Raw genomic sequence first — 21617 nt, forward strand, 5'->3', positions numbered from 1 at the left:
TTATATATTACAACTGTTCAACAGACAATTCAGTTCAAAGACTTTCGTATTTCTGTCATTTTTTACAGTTAAAAGCTTCAATAACATTTCAAGTTCTTTGGACTGCTTGATCAGCACATCAGAGATAGAGACCATGCCCTCCTGATATCTTCCCTGATAGTTTTCATAGACTTTGCGTGCAAACTGCAACTGTTTTTGATAACTTTTCACATCTGCATCTTTGCTTCTGATCTCTGTCTCAAGCTTTTTCGCTTTCAGATTGATCCCGCTCTTTGCCAGTGCTACCTGGCTTTGCACCTTAAGACGGTTTACCTTCGCTTTTTCAAGGTTGGCATAGTCTGTTCCTCCGGAAAAGAGATTCCATTGGAGCTGTACCCCTACGGTATAGGAGTCTTTCTGCTTAAACTCGTTCAGAAATTTGTCATCAGCACTTCCATACTCCGCAAATGCACCCACAGTCGGTAAAAAGTTTGCCGCCTCTACACCAACGGCCATATCTGCGATCTTCTCACCAAGCATCGCTTTTTGAATATCGATATTTTTCGCTTCGATATTTTTTGGATCTATATTGGGGATAGGTGCGATATCGCTGATTCTCTCTATCGAGGTGACCTCGGTATTGAGAAGAAATGAGAGGAACTGATAGGCGAGATCCCTATTGAGCTTGGCCTGATTGTACATACTGAGTGCCTCAGCTTTGCGCGCCTGGACCTCAAGCAGGTCAATATTTTGGGCATACCCCTCTTTTTTCATTGTAGATACGATATTTTCCAGTCGATTGATGTTGTTAAGAATTTTTGAGAGATTACCGATGTAGTTCTCTACCAGTGAAATGTCATAAAATGCTTTTTTGGTTTGAAAGATTTTTTCATTGCGCAGCTGCTTGGTATCAAAAAGACTCATCTGGTGCATCGATTCGGTGATACGTCCATACTCTGTCAGTTTACCGCCGGTATAGAGCGGAAGCATATAGGAAAATTTCGTCTGGAAGTGGTTTCTCGCTTCAGGATAGTTCAAATCTCCGGGTTGCACCGCCAACAATCCACTCATATCTTGCGGTGGTATATCCTGAGATGCATCATAGATCGCTTGCCCTAACGGACTAAGAAATTCACTAAAACCGAAATCACCAAATGTAGCCTCACGGCTAGCCAGTTTAAATCCGAAGACATTACCGGCATCATTGGAGCGCATCCCGCTGACCGTGACATCCAGTTTACCAAAGTGATGTCCTTTTGCTGCCTGTGCCTCATAGGCTCTCATCTGCGCTTCAAAGCGAGATACTTTCAGTTCAAGGTTCTTCTCTTCCAGCAGTTTAAGTGCTTTCTGCAACTGTAGATTCTCCAAACCGGCAAAAAGCGGCAGTGCAAAAAGAAGGATCAGATACTTTTTCATGCTAATTACTCCCAATAAATATACAATTATAGCCTAACAAACAGAGAGGTTGCTAAGATAAACTTATAATAAGTGGGGATTATATCATATATTACTTATGATAATATTAACGGGGAAATGACGAATTAAAACAGCCAAAAGGCTGTTAAAATTATAGAGAGGCGTGGCTTACGCTGATACACGCTTCCAGTGATGAGAGTTCATCAAGGATCGCTTTAGTCACCTGGCCGTCAACTTTAACAACCGCAAGTGCCTGTTGTTTCTTATCTCGTCCAAGTCTGAAGTCAGAGATATTCAGGTTATGGCTCGCCATGATTCTACCTACATCGCCGATCACACCCGGAGTGTCTGTATTTCTGAAGAAGACCATCGTCCCTTTTGGTTCAACATCAAGGATATACTCATCGATCTCAACGATACGCTGCTCTGTACCGTCAAAGACCGTACCACCGATAGTGATAGTACTCTCTTGTGTTGTCAGTTTTACTTCAACCTTATTGGTAAATCCGCTGGTATTCGGTTTTATATCTTTGATGATCTCAATTCCGCGCTCAGTCGCGACAAACTCGGCATTGACATAGTTTACCTGGTCAGAAAGAGACTCTGTCAATACACCTACCGTTGCAAACGTACCCAAAGACTCTACATATTCACCGATCTCGCCTTTTGCTGTCACTTTGATCGATTTGATCGCTGACTTAGTCACCTGTGCAGAGATATGTCCTATCTTCTGAATCAGTTCAAGATATGGACGTACATAATCAGGAAGTTCATTCTCTTTGATTGGCAGGTTCAGTGCATTTGGATAAGAGATACCTTTTGCTGCTGCGATAGCATTTTCAGCTGCCTGTGTAGCAATATTTCTTTGTGACTCTTTGGTATTTGCACCGAGGTGAGGTGTCACTGTGACATTGTCAAGGTCAAGAAGCGGATGATCTGTTGCCGGTTCTTTGTTAAATACATCGATCCCTGCCATCGCGATCTTCCCTGATTTCAACCCTTCTACAAGTGCCTCTTCTTCATAGAGACCACCTCTTGCACAGTTGATAAGGATGACACCGTCTTTCATCTTGGCGATCTCTTCAGAACCGATCATACCGATCGTCTCTTCGGTCTTTGGTGTATGAATCGTGATGATATCACAATCCAAAATATCTTCGAAGTTTTTCGTATACTTGATATCAAGATCTGTTGCTTTTGATGAATCAATGTATGGATCGTATGTGATCACATCCATCTCAAACGCTTTTGCTCTTTTACCTACACGTGATCCGATATTACCGAAACCGATGATACCGAGTTTTTTATCTTTCAACTCAGTACCATACCAGTCCTGTCTTCTCCAAATACGATCTTGTTTTAGATTATTGTGGGCATAAGGGAAAGTTCTGACACAAGAGAGCATATGCGTCATTGTCAATTCTACTGCAGCAATGGTATTGGCAGTGGGAACGTTCATTACTACAATCCCCTGTTTACTACAACCAGGGATATCAACATTATCTACACCTACACCTGCACGTACAACGGCAGTCACTTTTTTCGCATTTGCCAAAAAGGCATCATCCACATCTGTAGAAGAACGCGTAATCGCTACATCAGCTTTCTGAATGATCTCTGCGATCAATTTATCTTTCGGCTCATCTGCAGCATTGATTAGCTCAATATCATTATCATTTGCAAGGATATCTAAACCACTCTGATGGATGTGGTCACAAACAACAATAGTCTTTTTTGACATGTAATAACCTTTGTTTAAATTTATTAAGAACACATAATTTAGTATGATTTTAAAATGAGGTAAAAATTACCTCATTTTATTTCATCGAAGTATAGAGTTTGAAGCTTTAATTTATCTAAAAAGGTGATTATTTTTTAAATGCATCACCAAATGCATCACCTAAAGTCATGCTGTCGTCTTGTTCAAGATTGAGTTTTTCCATCGCTTCTCTCTCTTCTTGACGCTCAAGTCTTCTTACAGATACTCTGATACGATCATTGTTTGCATCGATGAAGCTGATCACACCTTTGATCTCTTGACCTTTTTCGACCTCGTCAAATTTAAGCGGGTGAAGATCTTCAGTTCTGATCAATGCATCAACATTGTCCTCTAGTTGGATAAATACACCGAAGTCTTTTTTATCTTTCACTGTACCGGTTACGATAGAACCGTTTTTATGGTTTTGTGCAAATGCTCTTACCGGTGAATCTTCCAAAGCTTTCTTGGAAAGAGATACTTTCTCCGCATCTCTATCGATCTTGATGATCTTCACTTCAACTTCATCGCCTACTTTAAGCTCTGATTTTGCATTTTTGCTCTTATCCCAAGATACTTCCTGGTTATGAAGAAGACCTTCAACCGGTCCAACTTTCACAAACGCACCGAAATCAGTAATTGAAGTTACTGCACCTTTTACAGTATCACCTACTTTAAATTCAGAAGCAAATGCATCCATTGGTTTTGGAAGAAGATTTTTAAGGCTTACTCTAAGTCTTCTACCCTCTTTATCCACTTCGATTACTTCTACATTGATCTCTTGACCATTCTCGAGGTAATCTTTCGGATGTTTTACATTCTTGTCCCAAGAGATTTCAGATACGTGAAGGAATGCTTCAAGATCTTCTCCTAGGTCTACAAACACACCATACGGTTCAATGTTTGATACGGTAGCTGTTACTGTATCGCCCACACCGATGATAGAGTCGATATCAGCCCATGGATCTGGATTCGCATCTTTGATCGAGAGTGAAAGATGTCTTTTCTTCTTGTCATAGTCAAGTGCTACTACGTTTACTTCATCACCTTCGCTGAAGTATTTTGCTGGATTAACCGGCCCTTTGTGAGAGATCTGTGAGTAGTGAACAAGACCGTCCATACCACCTACATCTACAAACATACCGTATGAAGTGATCTTTTTCACTGTACCGACTACAGGTTCTTTGCTTTCAAGAAGTGCGCTGACGATCTCTTCTGTTTTTGCTTTATCTCTTTCGATAAGCTCTTTTCTTGATACAACTACAGAACCTTTATCTTTGTCGACTTTTACGATAATCGCTTTTACTTTTTTACCGACTGGGTCTACTTTTGATGAAAGGTAAGAGAGTGTACGTGGCATGAAGAACTCAAGACCGTCAACCTCTACAACATATCCACCTTTGTTTTTCTTAGTCACTGTACCTTCGATAATGTACTCTTGCTCAGCATCATACTCAGAGATGAACTCATTGATTGCTGCTCTGCTTTGCGCTGCTTTATATGATACTTTACCTCTACCGAGTGTTACAACTTCGATCTCGTCATTCACGTTGAAAAGGTTGTTCCCCTCTTCGTCTTTGATCTCGTCCAGGCTTAGATTTGCATCTCTACCACCACCGATATCTACGACTGCAAGGTTATCTTTCTCATCGATCTTAACGATTGTACCTTTTACTAAATCACTCTTTGACTCTGCTTTTTTAAACGATTCCTCTAGCATCGCCTCAAAATCTACATCTTCTACTTCGATATCTTCGAACTTCATACCAATCTATCCTTATGTGTACACAAATTTTGTGTTATTATACCTTTTTTTTTAAAAATAACGCTTACTAATAAATAGCTTATTAAGCAGCGTAAACGTTGAATATAAGCAGGTATAAACTTCTCTTGATCGCTTTATTTTAAGGATAGTTAGGATAGTTTTGGCGGATTTATCCGGTACTTAAGAGGAGATACTCTCAAGTACATTAAAATAGGTAGGAAAGGTCTTTGCCGTACACTCAGGTTCATTGATGGTCACAGAGGCCGGATCAAGTGCCAGAAGAGAAAAGCACATTGCCATTCTGTGATCATCATAGGTATCTATGGCAGCGTGCTTGAGTACAGCAGGCGGGGTTACTTTCAGGTAATCCTCCCCCTCCTCGACTTCAGCCCCTACTTTACGCAGTTCTGTTGCCATCGCAGTAAGCCTGTCCGTCTCTTTGACACGCCAGTTATAGATATTGCGCAGGGTAGTCGTACCTTTTGCAAAGAGCGCGGTGGTAGCGATCGTCATCGCAGCATCGGGGATATGGTTAAAATCCATATCTATCGCATGGAGTTCTCCCCTGCTTACAGCGATATAGGTATCGCCCCACTCCACTTCTGCACCCATCTTCTCCAGGACATCTGCAAAGCGTATATCACCCTGGATACTCTTTTTGCCGATACCCGTCACTTTGACCCTGCCGCCTTTGATCGCTGCAGCAGCAAGAAAATAAGAGGCCGAAGAGGCATCCCCCTCAACCATAAAGCTCTCTACAGCCTTGTAACTCTGTCCGCCCTTCACTCTAAACACTTGATAGTCACTGTTCTCTACCGTGACACCGAAATCCTTCATGATATCCAGTGTAATATCGATATAGGGTTTTGAGACGAGTTCTCCTTTGATCTTGATCGTTGTATCATTCTCTATCAGCGGTGCTGCCATCAACAGAGCGGTCAAAAACTGACTGGAGATCGCTCCGTCAATTTCCACTTCACCTCCCTCTAGACCGTCAGCATCGATAGTGAGCGGCGGATACCCCTCGTTTTTTTCATAGCTGATCTTTGCACCGGCCTGCCGCAATGCATCCACAAGGTGCCCGATAGGCCGTTCTTCCATTCTAGGTTCTCCGGTCATATGGTAACGTCCTACACCAAGGCAGAGTGCTGCTGTCAATGGTCTCATGGCCGTTCCTGCATTGCCCAGGAAGAGTTCGATCTCTTCACTATGCTCAAATGCTCCGCCATTACCCTCTATTACACATTCGGTTTTATCCTCAGAGAGCTGATAGTTCACCCCCAGGATCTTCAGGGCATTGAGCATATGCCTTGTGTCATCACTCTCCAAAAGGTTGGTGATCTTTGAAGTACCTTCTGCGAGTGCAGCAAGTAAAAGCGCCCTGTTTGAAAGGCTTTTTGAACCGGGGAGATTGACCTCTCCGTCAATTTTTGAGATAGGTTTTAAGGTAATCGAGTGCATCACTATCCCTCTTTTTGCATACTTTCTATTTTATCGATCACGTTCTGTACGATCCAATCAGGGGTTGAAGCTCCTGCAGAGATGCCGCAGAGTTCTTTCCCTTCAAACCAGGCAGGATCTAGTTCCTGCTCATTTTCGATCAGATAACTCTCTTCGCAATCACGCTTACAGATACTGTGCAGCTGCTTGGTATTGGAGGAGTGTTTTCCGCCGATTACGATCATGACATCTGCGCGTTTTGCAAGGGCTGCTGCCGCATCCTGGTTCTCAAATGTCGCATTACAGATCGTATTGAAAACGCGTACCTCTTTACGTGTCAGGATCAGCGCATTGACAATCTTTAAAAAATCTTCCGGTTTCCTCGTCGTTTGGGAAACCAGCGCTACCTTGCTTCGGAGGGGCAGATCTTCAAGCTCCTCGGCATCCAGTACGATAAACGCATCTTGGGGGTTGACCGCATAGCTGACAACCCCTTTGATCTCAGGATGGTTTTTATCCCCGAAGATCACGATAGAGTACCCCTCTTCACTCATCTGTTCAACGATCTGCTGAGGCGTGGTCACATAGGGGCAGGTTGCATCGATCACTTCATTTTTCTGTGCCTTCAACACAGCGAGTTCATGTTTGGGGATACCATGGGTACGGATCACCACCGAGTCATCTGCATCTATATCCTCAAGCTTCTCTGCCAGACCGATACTGAAACCTTCTTTGAGGCGGTTGATCTCATCTTTGTTATGGATCAGGGGACCATAGGTTTTGCTTCCTTTATGCTCTTCTGCGATACGTATCGCACGCTTTACTCCAAAACAAAAACCGTAAGAGGAAGCCAGCTCAATTTTCATCTCTACCTACCTGATCTGCGCGTTACACGCCTCTTCCAATGCACCCATGACACTCTCCATGACCGATTCGATCTCTGTGTCTTTGAGGGTATCTTCCATTGACTGGATAAAGAAACGGATCGTCAAGCTCTTCTTCTCTCCCAGTTTCTCATCTTCATAGATATCTACCGGATAAGCATCTTTCAACATCGGCAGTTCAAGACCCTTGATCACCTTTGCCACTTCATAGTAGGAGACACTTTTCTCTATCACTACGGAGAGATCTTTATAGACCCCCTGGAATTTGGAGATACCTTCTGCATTGATATGCTTTGGCAGTAGTGGATCCAGGTCAAGTTCAGCGATAAATGTGACAGGGATGCCGTACTCCTCCTGTACTGTCGGATGAAGCTTTGAAAGATATCCGCATACTGTACCGTCTACCACAATATCAGCCGATTGGTATGGATGGATCAGTCCGTTCCTGCTACTGCACGGTACCAATTCAAACGCACCGATGATCGCACTCAGCTTCTCTACAAAGGTACCAAAATCGATCGATTGAGGTTTCCCCGCATTCTGTACATTTTCACTCTCAGCCTGTCCCGAGAAGACAAAAGAGAAGACCTCTTTCTGTTGTCTCTGTGCATCAAACACCGCTCCGATCTCAAAAAGAGGGATCGATTTTTTAGAGTAGCTTACGTTTCGTTTTACCGCTTGCAGGAGGTTTGTCAAGATCGTACTTCTCAGTGTATTGAGCTCTTCCGCGATCGGATTTGAAAGTTCCAGATTCTCATCCAGTGTGGTAAAACCGTATTTTTCAAGTACCGACTTCTGTGTAAAGACATAACTTACATTTTCATAGAACCCGCATCCTACCGCACGGTTTTTAAACGTTTTTTTCATCTTGTATCTATCTGATGTAGCATTGAGACGGTTCGCTTCTGTAAATGAGAGAGGTTTGGCTTCGATATTATTGATACCGACAATTCTAACGATCTCTTCAGCCACATCCTGAACATTTTTGATGTCATGTCTGAAAAGCGGAATAGTCGCAGAGATCACCGTTTCATCTACCGAGTTGATACCAAACGCCAGGTGCTGCAGGATATTCACGATCTTACTCTTGTCAATCTCCATTCCGACGATTGCTGAGACCTCTATGGCATCCACAGCGATCGCATCTTTTTCCCTGTTGACCTCTACTCTCAGAGAGCCCTCATAACAGGAGAACTCAAAGTAGGTATCAAGGAGCATAGAGAGGAAACTAAGCCCAAAAGCCAGATCGGGACTGCTCCCTCTTGATGTATTGTAGTAGATATCATCCGTTGGATAAGACTCCTCCGCACTCCATATCGCTTCTACCATCACATCAGGGTTGATGTAACTTGCTTCGATCAGTATCTGTTCACTCTTATCGCCTGCTTTTGATGCTTCATCCTGGTTCACACCGACCGTTGAGAGTACTTTGTCGTTACCGACCACTTCTACGATCCCTCTCTTTGATGAACGTGCAATTACCCTCACTTTATCATCTTCGGTGCGGAAACAACGGCTTTCGTAAGCTCTGAGTGCGATACCCGTAGTATGCATCGCATACTTCAACATCGCTTCGAGTTTTCCCTCGGCACTCTCCTCTACCATGGCAAGTCTGAGATCGATAAGGAAGCTGCTGTGTACCTGCTCCAGGTTTGCCAACTTATAGTAAAGATCGGCATCGATCTCACCCTCTTGGTGGATCTCAGCTTCTCTGGCAATACCAAGCTTCATCTTCTCTTCTTGCTTATACTCAAAAACCTTCAGCTCTTTATCCAGTGCGACACCCAGGTCTCTGGCCACACCGTAGATACTCAGACAGTCACCTCTGTTTGCAGTCAGTTCCAGCTCAATGATCGTATCAGCTACGCTTGGATATTCACCGAACTCTTTTCCGATTTCAAGTGCTCCGATACTCTCATCAAGGATCATGATCCCGTCACCCATCGCAGGCAGACCGAGCTCAGAAGAGGAACAGACCATCCCTTCGCTCTCAACACCGCGCAGTTTGGCATGTTTGATCTCAAAGTCACCCGGCAAGACTGCACCGATGGTTGCTACAGCGACATACTCTGCATGCACAACATTGGCCGCACCACATACGATCTGTCTTGTTCCCGATCCTACATCGATCTTACAGACATTCAGTTTATCTGCATCCGGATGTTTTTCACAAGAGAGGATCTTTCCGATAACGACTTTACCCGGTATCGTGATCTCTTTAAGACTGTCTACTTCCAACCCTATCGCATTAAAGGTCTTGTAGAGGGTATCATTGGATACATCACTGAGATCTATAAACTCATTTAACCAACTTCTTGTTACTATCATCTAAACTGCTCCAACAAACGAATATCTCCTTCAAATAGCGATCTCAGATCCGGGATCTTATGCATCAGCATCGCAAAACGCTCTACTCCCAGACCGAATGCATAACCGCTTACATCTTCATATCCAACCGCTTTAAATACATTCGGATCCACGATCCCGCATCCGAGTACTTCCAGCCAACCGGTATGAGAACAGACACGGCACCCTTCACCTTCACAGAAGATACAGGAGATATCTACCTCGGCAGACGGCTCGGTAAACGGGAAGAAGCTTGGTCGGAAACGTACCTCAACATCCCCGAACATATAGCGTAGGAAATCGGTCAGGATCGCTTTGAGGTTTGCGAAACTGATCTTCCCTTTTTCGTCAACAACCAATCCCTCTACCTGGTGGAACATCGGTGTATGGGTCAAGTCATAATCACGTCTGAACACAGATCCCGGTGCGATCATACGGATCGGTGGTTTTGTCTCCATCATCGTACGGATCTGTACCGGTGAGGTATGCGTACGGAGCAGTGAACCGTCACCGAAATAGAAGGTATCCTGCATATCACGTGCCGGGTGGTATTTCGGCAGGTTGAGCGCTTCAAAGTTATGGAAGTCATCTTCAACCATCGGACCGCTCTCCACTGCAAAGTTGAGTGCCACAAAATAATCGATGATCTTATCCATCGTCTCCATGACCGGATGCAGCGCACCCTTCTCCACTCTGTTGCCGTAAAGGGAAACATCGATCGCTTCGGCTTTGAGAAGCTTCTCTATCTCCTCGGCCTTCAGTGTCTCATAACGGGCATCAAAGCTTGATTGAAGCTCCGCTTTCATTGTGTTTAAACCTTCAGCAAATGCTTTTTTTTCAGGTCCCGGGATATCTTTCATCTTGGCAAACTCTGCAGCGATGACGCCCTTTTTACCGAAAAGTTCCACACGTACTTTTTCAAGTGCTTCAAGCGACTCTGCCTGAACTATCTTTTCTTCTAATTCTTTCATACAATCCTCTGTAGATGACTTCTATGTATATTGCCGTGATTTTATCGAAAAGTTACTAACAGTGGGATTTATTATGCTTTTTCTGTGTTATAATTGCCCATGAAAAGCGTATAAAGGACAAGTAGTATGTGTATATTTTGTAAAATCGTAAACGGTGAGATCCCGAACAACACCGTGCATGAAAGTGAACATTTTTTGGCATTTCATGACCTCTACCCAAAGGCACCCATTCATATCCTGATCATTCCGAAAGTCCATGTAGAGTGCTTCCAGGATGTGAGTGCAGAAACGATGGCAGGTCTGACTCTCTTTACACAAGAGGTTGCAAGAAAAGTAGGTATCGATGAGACAGGGTACAGGCTCATCACAAACAATGGAGAGGACGGAGGACAGGAAATTCACCATCTTCACTTTCATCTGCTTGGCGGCGGTAAACTCACGTGGGATCACTCTCACGAAGATGCACACCGAAGCATTTAACACCATCTCCTCACTTCCGGCTGCTGCCGGGAGAAATCAAAGATACTCTCTCTAACAAAAAGTCTACTGTTACATTACGCCCCACATCTCTTCCTGAAGCCATTTTAAATCGGACATAATATATCTTATTTAAGCACCCATGATGTATACTCTCATAAATATCATTGTATCTAGGGGTGGTAGTTTTACCTGAGAAATACCCTTTGAACCTGATCCGGATCATACCGGCGTAGGAAAGAGCACTTTCATCACTTCAAAATTCCCATTCTCTCCTGACGATACTGCGATAAATCTATATTGAGGATAGTATGATGCATACAAAACTATTACCCCTGTCACTGATCGCTGTTTTGGCGCTGCAAAGTGCCTATGCAGAAAATGGTACCGAACTCGACCCTATCGTTGTCAGTTCAGACTTTAGAGAGAAAAAACTTTCTCAAACCAGTAATTCTGTTACTGTCATCGGAGAAGAGAAGATTTATGACAAGTCTTCCCAGGCTTTTATGGAAGTAGTAGGAAGTGCCGCCAATGTAAATTTCTCTTCAGGCGGTTCCAGATCAAAATATATACAAATCAGAGGTATGGGTGAAAGAGGTCAGTTTGAAACACCTATCAATCCTACGGTAGGGCTGATGATTGACGGTGTGGATTTTTCCAATGCTACGTTAGGTGCCTCTCTCTTTGATCTGAAACAGATCGAGATATTGAGAGGACCTCAAGGTACACTTTTCGGTGCCAATGCACTGGCTGGGGTCGTTACCGTAGAGAGTAATGAGCCGACTGAAGAGACAGAAGGACACCTTGAAGCGACTGTTGGAAATTATAATACCCAAGCATTCGGGGCAGCCATTGGAGGCACACTCATTGATGATACACTCCTTGGAAGATTTTCAATCTACAAGAATGACAGTGACGGTTTTATCCATAACAGCTACTTGGACCGGGACGACACCAACGGCATTGACGAACTGACAGCAAAAGCGAAACTTCGATGGTTGGTTTCAGATAAGCACACCATCGATATGACCTTTATGCACATCAATAACGATAATGGCTATGATGCATTCAATAGAAACAATACAAGAACCACAGAATCAGATCAGCCGGGACGTGACACACAGAAGACCAATGCCTTTTCTTTCAAATCAGTCTACCAGCTCAATGATAGTTTTCATATAGAGAGTATGGTAAGTCACAGCAATTCAGATATTGAGTACAGCTATGATGAGGATTGGACATATACAGACGAGTATTATACTTCATTCGATCAATACCTGCGTGACAAAAAACAGACAGATATTGATGTGAGATTGGTATCGGATGAAGAGGGAAAGATCTTCAACTCAACTACTGCATGGACCCTAGGGGCTTATTACAAAAAGTATGAAAGTGACCTCGTCAGAAACAACACCTATTTTACTGCACCATTCTTGAGCAACTACAGTGCTGACAGCAGAGCGATCTACGGACAGTTGGATTCGGCGTTAACTCCAAAGCTTAAACTTGTCACAGGATTACGTCTGGAGCAGTGGGAGATAGACTATCAGGACTCTGATGATACGCTTTTTAATGATACGGAAAATCTCGTAGGCGGTAAAATCGGGCTAGAGTATCAGATGAATGCATCCCAGCTTTACTATGTCACGCTTTCACGAGGATACAAGCCTGGAGGATTTAACCCGGTGACGGATACAAGCGGCCTGCCGAAACAGTATCAGACCGAAACACTGTGGAACATTGACCTGGGTGTGAACGGAACCTATCTTGACGGGAAACTCACCAACAGAGTGAACCTCTTCTACGGAAAACGTAAAGATCAGCAGGTAGGGACTTCTTATGTAACGGAAAGTTATAAATATACAGACTATATCACCAATGCAGAAAAAGGGACCTATTACGGACTGGAAACAGAACTTACCTATCGTCCAAATGATCTTATCTCGTTTGATGCAAGCCTAGGACTGCTAAAAGCAAAATTTGATACGTTCTACAACCCGGTTGACGATGTCTCCAAAGATGGTAGGACACCTGCCCAATCGCCTAGATACCAGTACAATATCGGGCTAAACTATTTCATTGCAGAAAACTGGAAGTTCCATACCAATGTAGAAGGAAGAGGAAGCTACTACTTCTCTAATTCTCATGATGAAAAATCAGATGCTTATGCCTTGGTTAATGCCAGTATAGAATACGCAACAGGAAGTTGGAGTGCAATACTATGGGGAAGAAACCTCGCAGATACGGATTATCAAACGAGAGGATATTTCTTTGATAACTTCGGTACAGGTGAAGCACTCTATACACAGCAGGGTGATCCGAGAACCTTCGGCCTGACCGTATCATACGACTTCTAGGGAGCTTCTATGCAGATCTCGGTAGATATCAGCCTCTACCCTCTCAAAGAGATAGGGTATGAGCAGCCGATCCTGGACTTCATCGCCGCACTGGAAAAAGAACCGAGTGTGGATATCGTACGCAATGAGCTGAGCACCCAGCTCCATGGGGATTATGCTATCATTATGAAACTGCTTCAGGAGGAGATATACGCTGTTTTCGAGGAACTTCCCGATTCGGTCTTTGTCCTCAAACTGGTAGGAAACAACCGCAAAGGTATCTACTAAATGAATTTCGATCTTCAGACCCTGATTGATGCCTTTGCCGCGATGCCCCTCCCCGAGGTGATCGCCGTCATCCTCGGTATCGCCTATGTCCTTCTTGCTGCGAAAGAGTCCGTATGGTGCTGGGTCGCAGGTTTCTTCAGTACACTGATCTATACCTATATCTTTATCGAAGGAAAACTCTACTTCTCCTCCATTCTCAACCTCTTCTACATGGGGATGTCCATTTATGGATTTATCCTCTGGAAAAAAGGGGTGATCCAGGAGGATACAAAACTCAAAGTCACCAGCTGGTCATACCGCAGACAGGGTGCAGCCATCCTGGGTGCAGCAGTCAGCAGTTTTGCGTTGGCGCTCTTTTTTGGAGAGATGCTGAATGCACGTATGCCCTACCTCGATGCTTCGGTCACGGTATTCTCTATGCTGGCCACATGGATGCTGGCACACAAGATCATCCAGACATGGATCTTCTGGGTGGTCATAGACACTGCGGCGATTGCTCTCTATTGGTCTACGGGCTACCATATAACGATCATTCTCTTTATGTTCTATATTGTTCTGGCGCTTTACGGATATGCAAGTTGGCAAAAATCAAGAGTAGAAGCGTAAGATGGATATCGATCTCTCCCGCTACGCACTATTCAAAAAAGAGAAGATCAGACACTTCTCTCTGCTCCCGCAGCAAGGCTATTGCAACACCAACTATCTGGCCATTACGGAAAATACCCGCTACCTGATCCGTAAACTCCAGCCCAATGCCCTTAACCGTGCGTTTGAATTCAAGGTACAGCAAGAGGCCCATAAGAGAAACCTTGGAGCCGAACCGTTTCACTATGATGCGGAGAACTACCTCATCATCTCGGATTTCCTGGAAGGGAAGCATAAGCACACACTCACACCGAGAGAGCTCAGAACCCTGGCTTCTACTCTGAGGAATCTTCACAAGATAAAACTCAGAACAAAGCATTACAGACTCAAAAAGGACTTCAAACCCAAACATACCAAAGCACTCAGAGCACTCAAAAAACTCAACAATGAACCTAAAGAGCCCGTCCTCACTCACCATGACCTCAATCCCAAGAACATCCTTTTTCACAATCAAAAAGTAAAATTCATCGACTGGGAGTATACAGGGATCAATGACCGCTACTTCGACCTGGCAACCATCGCTGCCGAGTACCGCCTCAACAAGAGAGAGGAGCGCTACTTCCTAAGAAGCTACTTCAAAAACAGTGCCAGGATCAACCTCAAAAAACTCCACCTCTACAAAGAGCTCTACACCATCCTCTGTTCTCTTTGGTTTAAAGACTTTTACAAAAAAGGATCATAAATAAAATCCTATCAATAATCAAAAAACTGTCACGGTGAACGCCCTTGAAAGCAGCATGATTTGCACTCACGTGCAAAATCATGCGTCGCGTTTCGAGAGCCGTGACGCTTTTGGTTACTTTTCTAAAAAGTAACATACAACACTTGTTGTAACTTCATGTTTGAGTCACTACTTTTTATATAAAAAGTAGGCGCCAGAAGGAAGTACCCTTGGGGTGTAGAAAATCGTCCGTACACTTGCGAAGTAACAACCATCAGAAAACCATACTACTCTTTACTAAATATTGCTATATGTAACCAATCAATACTCTTCTGAAATAAACAATTATCCATTTTATATTAGATTAAAGTTTACTTTGCTATAGTGCGGATAAGTCCTTTCGGGGGGTCTAAAAGACATCTATTTGCTAAGAGCACAAACTTTTAGCAAATGGATGTCCCAGTAGGCTGAGATGGCAGATGCCAGACCCGTTGAACTTGAACCGGATCATACCGGCGTAAGGAAGAAGGAAAGCAACGGCAAACCAAACCCTTGGTTTAACCTGCCATTTTAGAATACCCCATGCATCTATGCATCCCTCTAAAAACTGCAACTCCGTCTTTTTTACACAATATATACCAATATATGAGGTAAAAAAATGACAAAACGTTTTCAAGACACATTAAGTGCATCAAGCGAGATAATCACCAGAGACCCGTTACCGGGATCAGAAAAAGTCTATATCGAAGGTAAGATACACACGGATATCCGTGTACCGATGCGTAAGATCACACTCAGCAATGAGGATACGCTTCACGTCTACGATACATCAGGCCCATACACAGATCCAAACGTTGAGATCGATGTAGAGAAAGGGATTCCCGCTATCCGTAAATCATGGATCGAAGGCAGAGGAGATGTAGAAGCGTACCAGGGACGTATCATGGAACCTGAGGACAACGGATACAACACCGAAGAGCAGCTTGAGTTCGTTACCGCCGGTTCCAAAGGGTTGGTGCGTACACCGTTCAAAGCAAAAGAAGGCAAAAACGTCACCCAGCTTCACTATGCAAGAGCAGGTATCATCACCCCTGAGATGGAATTTGTCGCAATGCGTGAAAACCAAAACCTTGAGATGACACGTACCTACCTCAGCAACGAGGAGAGAGAAGCAAGACTCAAAGGCCATGACTTTGGAGCGAACCTTCCTGAAGAGATCACGCCTGAGTTCGTTAGGGCAGAGGTTGCAGCAGGACGTGCCGTGATCCCTTGTAACATCAACCACCCGGAAGTGGAACCGATGATCATCGGACGTAACTTCCTTGTCAAAGTCAACGCGAACATCGGTAACTCTGCAACCACTTCCAGTATCGCTGAAGAGGTTGAGAAGATGGTATGGTCAACAAGATGGGGAGCAGATACGGTTATGGATCTCTCTACAGGGAAAAACATCCACACAACACGTGACTGGATCCTGCGTAACTCACCGACACCGATCGGTACAGTGCCTATCTATCAGGCGCTTGAGAAAGTAAACGGTATCGCAGAAGATCTTACGTGGGAGGTCTTCAGAGATACACTGATCGAGCAGGCTGAACAAGGGGTGGACTACTTCACGATCCATGCCGGATTGCTGCTTCACCATGTACCGATGACGGCAAAACGTGTGACGGGTATCGTAAGCCGCGGTGGTTCGATCATGGCGAAATGGATGATCCACCACCACCAGGAGAACTTCCTCTATACACACTTCAGAGATATCTGTGAGATCATGAAGGCCTACGATATCACCTTCTCACTGGGTGACGGGCTGAGACCCGGATCGGTTGCCGATGCCAACGATGAAGCGCAGTTCGCTGAGCTCAAAGTACTTGGCGAACTGACCAAGATCGCTTGGGAGTATGATGTTCAGACACTGATCGAAGGACCGGGTCACGTACCGATGCACATGATCAAAGAGAACATGGACAAGCAGCTTGAGTGGTGTCATGAAGCGCCATTCTATACACTCGGGCCGTTGACTACGGATATCGCACCGGGGTATGACCACATCACGTCGGGTATCGGTGCGGCGATGATCGGATGGTACGGATGTGCGATGCTCTGTTATGTGACACCGAAAGAGCACCTGGGTCTTCCGAACCGTGAAGATGTAAAAGAGGGTCTGATCACCTACAAACTTGCAGCCCATGCAGCAGATATCGCCAAAGGACACCCGGGTGCGAGAGCGAGAGACGACGCGATGAGTCTCGCAAGATTCGAGTTCAGATGGCATGACCAGTTCAACATCGGTCTTGACCCGGAACGTGCGATGGACTACCATGATGACACGATGCCGATGGAGGCTGCAAAAACAGCACACTTCTGTTCAATGTGTGGACCGAAATTCTGTTCGATGAAGATCTCTCAGGAGGTAAGAGACTTTGCAGATGCACAGAACATGAGTATCGAAGAGGCTCAACAAAAAGGAATGGAAGAGATGTCTCAGACATTCCAGGAGATGGGTGGAGAGGTCTATATAGACTCGGAAAAAACGCAAAAGTAACGCCAGCGTTACGAGCTGTCCGCGGAGGACAATTGCGTACAGATGGGCTTTGCTCATCTGTAAAACAGCATAAAGACGGTGTTAGCGTAATGGTTTGAGCTTTGCTTAAACCATCTCCTATCAGATAGTAAACCACTAAGGAGGATATGATGAAGGTAGCGATTATCGGTGCAGGACTGCTGGGCAGAGTGACAGCCCTCAATCTGCTTGAAGATGAGAATATAGAACTGACGATCTATGAGAAAGAAGGATATGACGGTGAGGGTGCCGCTGCAGCGACTGCCGCAGGGATGCTTGCACCCTTTGCAGAGATGGAAACGGCAGAGTCTGTGATCCTTGATCATGGAATGCGATCGATCAAACTTTGGCCTGCTCTTCTTGAGAAGATCGGTATCCCTGAAGCGTATCAGCAGACAGGAAGTATCATCACTGCACACCCTCAGGACCAGGCTGAACTGGATCGCTTTATCTCTACACTGCATACCAAAGTACCTGCAGCAGAGGGTATCAAGACGCTGGACAACCGTGCGCTTGTAGAGCTCGAGCCATCACTTAGACACCATACGCAGGCATACCACCTCTATGCGGAAGGACAGGTCAACTCTGCAATGTTTGTCGAAGCATCGACAAAGTACCTGCTGGATCATCCGAGGGTGACATGGTATGAGAACCACCCGATCGATGAGGGGCTCAGTGATGTAGAGCGTTTCAATGCTGTACACGGTACAGATTTTGACTGGGTTTTTGATACACGCGGTCTTGGTGCGAAAGCAGATATACCGGACCTCCGTGGTGTACGCGGTGAGGTTTTCTGGCTTGATGCGCCTGAAGTAGATATCAGCAGACCTACCAGACTGATGCACCCGCGCTACAAGATCTATATCGTCCCGCGTGCCAATCACCGCTTCGTGATCGGTGCGACAGAGATAGAGAGTGAAGATAAGTCACCGATGTCTGTACGATCCAGTCTTGAGCTGCTCTCAGCAGTCTACAGTATGCATCCGAGCTTTGCCGAAGCGCGTATCGTCAAGACAAAAACAGACTGCCGCCCGTCACTGGAGGACAACCTGCCCCGTATCGAACATGAGAAAGGCTTTACACGTATCAACGGTCTCTACCGACACGGCTACCTTCTCGCTCCCGCAGTTGTAGAAGAGGCACTGAATACAGGGATAAGGAAAAGTGCATGACGATCTCTGTAAACGGTGAAAAAAAAGTTTTCGAACAAGAGCAGATGAGTGTCAGAGTGCTGCTTGATGTACTTCACTACAAAGAGGGCTTTGCCGTGGCACTCAACACAATGTTTGTACTCAATACAACGTATGAGACAACAATGATCAAAGACGGGGATGCACTTGATATCCTCGCACCTGTACAAGGAGGATGAAATGAGCCATACAGATAGGATAGAGACACACAGCGACAAATGGATACTGGAAGGAAAAGAGTTCGACTCACGTATGCTGATCGGTTCCGCACTCTACCCTTCCCCGAAGGTGATGAAAGAGGCGATAGAAGCTTCAGGCTCACAGATCGTGACGGTTTCCCTACGCCGTCAAGCCGGTGGTGACAAAGAGAACCCGTTCTGGGATATCATCAAATCACTCGGTGTTCAGGTTCTGCCAAATACCGCAGGATGCCATACGGCACAGGAGGCGATCACCACTGCGATGATGGCAAGAGAAGTCTTCGGTACCGACTGGGTCAAGGTAGAGGTCATCGGTAACCAGTACAATCTCCAGCCGGATCCGTTTGAACTGGTGGAAGCGACCAAAGTCCTCATCAAAGAGGGATTCAGAGTGCTTCCTTACACCACAGATGACCTGGTACTGGCACAGAAGCTGGTTGATGCGGGGTGTACGACACTAATGCCGTGGGGTTCGCCGATCGGTTCGGGGAGAGGACTGATGAACCCCTACAACCTCAAAGCGATCCGCAAGCAGTTCCCGGATCTTCAGCTCATCGTAGATGCAGGGATCGGAAAACCGTCCCATGCCATCCAGGCAATGGAGCTTGGGTATGACGGTATCCTGCTCAACTCGGCCGTTGCCCTGGCGCATGAGCCGGTACAGATGGCAAGTGCCTTCAGGCATGCCCTGACGGCAGGCAGACTCGGATACAATGCAGGAGCCATGCAGGAACGTGACATGGCCTCACCATCCACACCGACAGTCGGTACCCCTTTCTGGCACCAAGCCTGACTTTTTATCCCCGGAGTACTCCGGGGATTTACTTACAATTCCATATTTTCAACCCTACTCCCTCTCGTGGTACAATTTGAAATTTTAGGAAATAGAGTGCAGTGTGCTGGAAGCGTTAAAAAAATGTAACTGTTTGAACGAAGTGAGTTTTACATTTTTAGCGGACAGAGAACGGAACTCCCTAAAATTTCAACTCTTGTACCGATTTTTTGTTTCGTTTTTTCTAAAAAAATGAAAAGGAACCCCCTCTTCATACTTTTCTTTTCAAAAAAACTTTTGTTTCGCAATCATTCGGTTAGACCTCTACATTAATACTACAACGCAATCAATTCAGCAAACCAGAGAAAACTGAAAAACCCAATGATATCCAGTGCGGTGATCACAATAACCGAACTGGCGACCGCAGGATCAAAATTCATTCTCTTCAGCATCATCGGTACGGTGGTCCCCAACACGCCACCCAGGATCAGACTCACAAACATCGAAAGCCCTATCGCGATCGAAATATCCGTATTCCCGAACCATACCTGTGCAGCAATCCCGCTTGCCGTACCGAAGATCACACCATTAGAGACAGAGATACTGAACTCCTTGATAAAGATGGGGCGAAGCAGTGCAAAGTTGATATTGCCCAGAGCCATCTGACGTATGATCACTGTCATCGTCTGTACAGAGGCCGTTCCGGCCATATTGGCAACGATAGGCAGCAAGATCGCCAGTGCCACCATTGAAGAGAGTGTATCCTCAAAGATACCTATCACAAGCGATGCGACGATCGCATTGACCAGGTTGATCCCCAGCCATACAGAGCGTGTTTCAGTCGACTTGAGAAAACTCTCCTGGATCTCTTCGGTTTCATGGAGTCTACTGAGATTATAGATCTGTTGCGTCGCACTCTGTTGCACGGCATCCACTACATCATCGTGGGTGATACGCCCCAAAAGATAACCGGTATTGTCAAGTACGGCCAGTGTCGTCAGGTCATACTTGCTAATACGCTCTATCACCTTGTCGATACTCTCATGTGCCAGGACACTGTAGGATTCCGGATACCGGTCAATGATCTCTTCAAAGGTCTGGCTCGGATTTTCCAGAAACAGATCATCTATGGGAATGGTCTTGATAAACTTTCCTCTCTCATCTGTGACAAACAGTGACTGCACCGTACCCAATCCCTCTTTTTTGAGCTTTGACAGTATCTCTTTGGCCTCATCGATACTCTTGTAGCTTGGTACCACAAAAAGCTCTGTCTGCATCAGTGCACCCGCTTCATCTTCCGGGTAGGTCATAAGGTCAGCAATGACGGTTTGTCTCTTCCCGCTTAAAAGCGCAAAGACCTTTTGGCTCTTTTCCCGGTCTTTGTTAACAATCGTCAGATAAAAATTGGTCGCATCATCACTGTCAAGTGCTTCGATAACCCTGGAGAGTCTCACCTCATCACTTTCACGGATATAATCGACCTGAAAAGGGATCGGAAGCTCCATCAGGATCTCTCCTCTCAGTTCAGGGGAGAGCAAATTGATATAGGTAAAGAACTTCTCCTCATCATGCTGTTTCAATACCTCAAGAAAATCCGCATGGTCAGCATCACTCATCTGCTCACCATACGTACCTCTTTCCAACTTATCAAGATAGCGTTCCAAAGACTTTCTATCCATACATTCGCTGCCCATCATGCTCCTTCATCTGATAGAGTACGATAGCATAAATCGTATAAATTGTCAGCACTTGGTATCTGTTCCCGGATGTTCGAAATACCTCTACTCTTTTAGCCTTTTTATCACGTTAGACAAGAGAAAATAGAGTGAGTGAAGTCCCAGAAATTTTTTGCAAAATTCAAACAATAGAAGATCGAAGAGAGAGGGGTACGATACCTATAAGAAAGGGCGAACCATACTCCTTGCCTC

The 21617-nt window shown here is 45.1% G+C and carries 17 protein-coding genes and 2 riboswitches; of the genes, 9 read left to right on the forward strand and 8 right to left on the reverse strand.

Going from position 1 to position 21617, the window contains the following annotated elements; all coding sequences use genetic code 11:
• The 7 genes from AC4JOV_RS10205 to pheS form a co-directional block, all read right to left on the reverse strand.
• Complete coding sequence (locus tag AC4JOV_RS10205; RefSeq protein ID WP_229937686.1) at positions 1–1395, reverse strand: TolC family protein; 1395 nt, start codon at positions 1393–1395, stop codon at positions 1–3.
• Between the two features lie 151 nt (positions 1396–1546).
• Positions 1547–3136 carry a phosphoglycerate dehydrogenase gene (gene serA / locus AC4JOV_RS10210; protein WP_229937685.1) on the reverse strand — a complete coding sequence of 530 codons (1590 nt, stop codon included), beginning with the start codon at positions 3134–3136 and terminating at the stop codon, positions 1547–1549.
• Positions 3137–3263: 127 nt separating this feature from the next.
• The gene (locus AC4JOV_RS10215; RefSeq protein WP_229937684.1) at positions 3264–4916 is read right to left on the reverse strand and encodes a 30S ribosomal protein S1; all 1653 of its coding nucleotides are present in this window, start codon (positions 4914–4916) and stop codon (positions 3264–3266) included.
• 180 nt (positions 4917–5096) lie between these two features.
• Positions 5097–6377: a 3-phosphoshikimate 1-carboxyvinyltransferase gene (gene aroA / locus AC4JOV_RS10220; RefSeq protein ID WP_229937683.1), complete on the reverse strand. Its 1281-nt coding sequence runs from the start codon at positions 6375–6377 to the stop codon at positions 5097–5099.
• Between the two features lie 2 nt (positions 6378–6379).
• Positions 6380–7222, reverse strand: coding sequence for a 4-hydroxy-3-methylbut-2-enyl diphosphate reductase (locus AC4JOV_RS10225; protein ID WP_229937682.1), 843 nt, complete (start codon positions 7220–7222; stop codon positions 6380–6382).
• Between the two features lie 6 nt (positions 7223–7228).
• The gene (gene pheT, locus AC4JOV_RS10230; protein ID WP_229937681.1) at positions 7229–9568 is read right to left on the reverse strand and encodes a phenylalanine--tRNA ligase subunit beta; all 2340 of its coding nucleotides are present in this window, start codon (positions 9566–9568) and stop codon (positions 7229–7231) included.
• A complete protein-coding gene (gene pheS / locus AC4JOV_RS10235) occupies positions 9565–10557 on the reverse strand; it encodes a phenylalanine--tRNA ligase subunit alpha (RefSeq protein ID WP_229937680.1) in 993 nt (330 codons plus the stop codon). The genes pheT and pheS overlap by 4 nt, the downstream gene beginning before the upstream one ends.
• Before the next feature lie 126 nt (positions 10558–10683).
• On the opposite strand from pheS, the gene AC4JOV_RS10240 reads away from it, so the two are divergent.
• The 9 genes from AC4JOV_RS10240 (at position 10684) to AC4JOV_RS10280 (ending at position 19710) form a co-directional block, all read left to right on the forward strand.
• Complete coding sequence (locus AC4JOV_RS10240; protein ID WP_229937679.1) at positions 10684–11037, forward strand: histidine triad nucleotide-binding protein; 354 nt, start codon at positions 10684–10686, stop codon at positions 11035–11037.
• A 162-nt stretch (positions 11038–11199) separates the two neighbouring features.
• Positions 11200–11290, forward strand: a riboswitch (TPP riboswitch).
• Between the two features lie 58 nt (positions 11291–11348).
• Entirely contained in the window at positions 11349–13391 is a 2043-nt protein-coding gene (locus AC4JOV_RS10245) for a TonB-dependent receptor (protein WP_229937678.1), read from the forward strand.
• A 9-nt stretch (positions 13392–13400) separates the two neighbouring features.
• On the forward strand, positions 13401–13658 hold the full coding sequence (locus AC4JOV_RS10250) for a hypothetical protein (protein WP_229937677.1): 258 nt from the start codon (positions 13401–13403) through the stop codon (positions 13656–13658).
• Positions 13659–14264 carry a nicotinamide riboside transporter PnuC gene (gene pnuC / locus AC4JOV_RS10255; protein WP_229937676.1) on the forward strand — a complete coding sequence of 202 codons (606 nt, stop codon included), beginning with the start codon at positions 13659–13661 and terminating at the stop codon, positions 14262–14264.
• Position 14265: 1 nt separating this feature from the next.
• Positions 14266–14985, forward strand: coding sequence for a choline/ethanolamine kinase family protein (locus tag AC4JOV_RS10260; protein WP_229937675.1), 720 nt, complete (start codon positions 14266–14268; stop codon positions 14983–14985).
• A 370-nt stretch (positions 14986–15355) separates the two neighbouring features.
• Positions 15356–15506, forward strand: a riboswitch (TPP riboswitch).
• A gap of 116 nt (positions 15507–15622) precedes the next feature.
• A complete protein-coding gene (gene thiC, locus AC4JOV_RS10265; protein WP_229937674.1) occupies positions 15623–17509 on the forward strand; it encodes a phosphomethylpyrimidine synthase ThiC in 1887 nt (628 codons plus the stop codon).
• Positions 17510–17658: 149 nt separating this feature from the next.
• Complete coding sequence (locus tag AC4JOV_RS10270) at positions 17659–18699, forward strand: FAD-dependent oxidoreductase (protein WP_229937673.1); 1041 nt, start codon at positions 17659–17661, stop codon at positions 18697–18699.
• A complete protein-coding gene (thiS, locus tag AC4JOV_RS10275) occupies positions 18696–18896 on the forward strand; it encodes a sulfur carrier protein ThiS (protein WP_229937672.1) in 201 nt (66 codons plus the stop codon). Before AC4JOV_RS10270 ends, thiS begins: the two co-directional genes overlap by 4 nt.
• A gap of 1 nt (position 18897) precedes the next feature.
• A complete protein-coding gene (locus tag AC4JOV_RS10280) occupies positions 18898–19710 on the forward strand; it encodes a thiazole synthase (RefSeq protein WP_229937671.1) in 813 nt (270 codons plus the stop codon).
• A 314-nt stretch (positions 19711–20024) separates the two neighbouring features.
• On the opposite strand, the gene AC4JOV_RS10285 is transcribed toward AC4JOV_RS10280, so the two are convergent.
• On the reverse strand, positions 20025–21383 hold the full coding sequence (locus tag AC4JOV_RS10285; protein WP_229937670.1) for a magnesium transporter: 1359 nt from the start codon (positions 21381–21383) through the stop codon (positions 20025–20027).
• Positions 21384–21617: the final 234 nt, after the last annotated feature.

The sequence above is a fragment of the Sulfurovum sp. MH2-6 genome (genome assembly GCF_058374785.1).